Genomic DNA, 2,384 nt, shown 5'->3' with positions numbered 1-2,384 from the left:
TATCTATTGTTTGTCCTTGTCACTAACAGAAGTTAGTAAACAAAGTTTATTGATTAACGTCTTGCTTGTTCAGTTTTCAAGGTTCATATTTAGTTCACTCAGTAGCGAACTTTTATATCTTATCAAAATCTAATTGTTTTGTCAATAAGTTTTTAAAAAGATTTAATTCCATTTCGCTATTTGTTATAGCGACTTAATTAGTATATCGTGATACTAACTTAATGTCAACAATAATTTGTCGTTATTAGAAGATTAATATCATTTTTTGTCGTTTTGATTAAGCGACTTAATTATATTATCATTTATATGCATTACAGTCAATACTTTTTATACTTTTCTTATGAAAATATTAAATAAAAACTCAAATCTATTCGTATTAATAAAGTTTCTCTTCTATTTATATTATAAGCTTTATATAGCTTAATATTGGACCAGGTATCCTCCATTCAACTTACCATACATTAGCAGCAATTTTATTAATTTAATTACAGCCATGAGAGATTAGTATTTTCTTATATAATATCCAATACACTTTTCCCCATTATCGATCAAAACAAAAAGCGGTTCTTTAGTCATTTTAACTTTAGAACCGCTTGATCTATTTAAGATCTTATTATTAAGTTAATAATTTTCTATCTTTTAATTTGCTAATAGACGATCATCATCTTGCAAAAACTTTATCATTCTTTTTTATGTACGATAAGTCTATGCAGATGCTGTTATTATACATTTCACAAATAAGTCTAGACCTATCTTTATACATTGCAATCACAACGCACCAAAAATTATTCTTAAGCATGAAATAGTTTAATAGCAGCATTGTCCCTACATTCAATTGAATTTCTCGAAAAGTACAACTTTCAATCATTCTAACTATTTGATGGTTTCCCACTTGTAAGGTGAGCATCAAACATATCAATTATTTCAAGAAATCTATCGGCTTCACGGTATACATGGTCTGCTAACAGTGGATGAATGATGCTCTTTATTTTACATTGCTCAATTAAATCCCGTGCCGTTTTTTTGAAATCCCGAAGAGATGCGACTGACACACGATTTTGATCCAAGAATTGATCTAAAAGAGGAACCGTTTGAGATTGTGGCTTCATAGATTCTAAGTCCCTCGCCTGATACATTAATTGATCAAAATCATTGCTAAAATCTTTGGCCATATCAACTAGCTTCCTTTCAGACGGATCAAGCAGATGACCTATAAATTTAGCATGGTCAGCCATAATTCTTAAAAAGAAGACATTTTCTTTAATAATAGCATCCGGCAGTGAATTCATTTTACCTTCATTTAATTCAACTAATCGTTTTCTAAAATAATTGGCTTCCCTACTTGTATGATCAACTAATAGCGGAAAATTATTTCCCCCTGGCAATTTACATGTGAGAATTAGCCCTAATACTTTCCGCTTAAAGAAGAAAATACTACTTGCAGCTTGTTGTACCTCTGAATTAAATTCTCTAATTTGATTTGGATCTGATTGATTGTTAAATAAATAAGCAGTTTGTTCTATCTGTTCAAACAATTTGTAAAATTGATTAGCTTCTTGGATTAGTTGAGTATCCTCTGCCCTAAAACCTAATCGAAGAAATAAAGAATGTTCTTTCATGATCCTAGACCAAAACCGAATTTCATTCAACGATCGTTCAACAAACATTAAAGATGTAACACCTGTATCAGGATGTAATAACTTTTCATCTCCACTCAATCCAAACCCTCCTATTAAAAGCAGTATTACTTTATTCTTATTAACAAATTCATGTAAATATAACAAGAAAATCGGATCTACGACAAATATTTGGGTAATTAATCAGCCCTCTATTTCTTTCTATTTACGCGATAATAATATTCCCTTACTAAAAAGGAAAATACATCAGTACAAAACGAAAAAGGAATGGAATTTCCTGATTTTGATACACACAATAAAAGAGCATCTGATTACGCTAAATCATACATATTAAACCATTATTACCATCAAAAAGAGAGACCCATTGCCGACATACAAGATCACAGAAGACAGGTCATACAATTTTAATAACAAAACAACTTCCGCTGGTATCAAGTTGTTAAAGAACGTCATTTAAATTTTCATTACTGAACCTTTCTACATATACGACGATACATAAAAATATTGGCATTGTTATTCTAACTTTAGATGTACTTTCTTTGATTCATCATTAATACAATATAAACTTTTATACAACAAAAAAATGAGAAGAAAACAATACGTTTTCTTCTCATTTCTATTGAGTTGCCTAGCAACGTCCTACTCTCGCAGGGGGACAGCCCCCAACTACCATCGGCGCTAAAGAGCTTAACTTCTGTGTTCGGCATGGGAACAGGTGTGACCTCTTTGCCATCATTACTAGACTAT

At 31.0% G+C, this 2,384-nt stretch carries 1 protein-coding gene, 1 rRNA gene and 1 pseudogene; 1 reads left to right on the top strand and 2 read right to left on the bottom strand.

Annotation, left to right across the window (positions count from 1 at the left end; all coding sequences use genetic code 11):
• Positions 1 to 869: 869 nt before the first annotated feature.
• On the bottom strand, positions 870 to 1,667 hold the full coding sequence (locus ABE048_RS12880; protein ID WP_430311667.1) for a DUF2935 domain-containing protein: 798 nt from the start codon (positions 1,665 to 1,667) through the stop codon (positions 870 to 872).
• Positions 1,668 to 1,883: 216 nt separating this feature from the next.
• Between ABE048_RS12880 and ABE048_RS12875 the strand changes: the two are divergent.
• Positions 1,884 to 1,967: pseudogene (locus ABE048_RS12875) on the top strand (DinB family protein); the annotation flags it as partial.
• Positions 1,968 to 2,263: 296 nt separating this feature from the next.
• Here ABE048_RS12875 and rrf read toward each other — a convergent pair.
• Positions 2,264 to 2,380 (bottom strand): 5S ribosomal RNA (gene rrf / locus ABE048_RS12870).
• Positions 2,381 to 2,384 lie beyond the last annotated feature (4 nt).

The sequence above is a fragment of the Rummeliibacillus pycnus genome, from assembly GCF_050459865.1.
GTDB classification, from domain to species: domain Bacteria; phylum Bacillota; class Bacilli; order Bacillales_A; family Planococcaceae; genus Rummeliibacillus; species Rummeliibacillus pycnus_B.
Note: the sequence above shows the minus strand (reverse complement) of the source record. Positions and strands in the feature narration are given on the sequence as shown.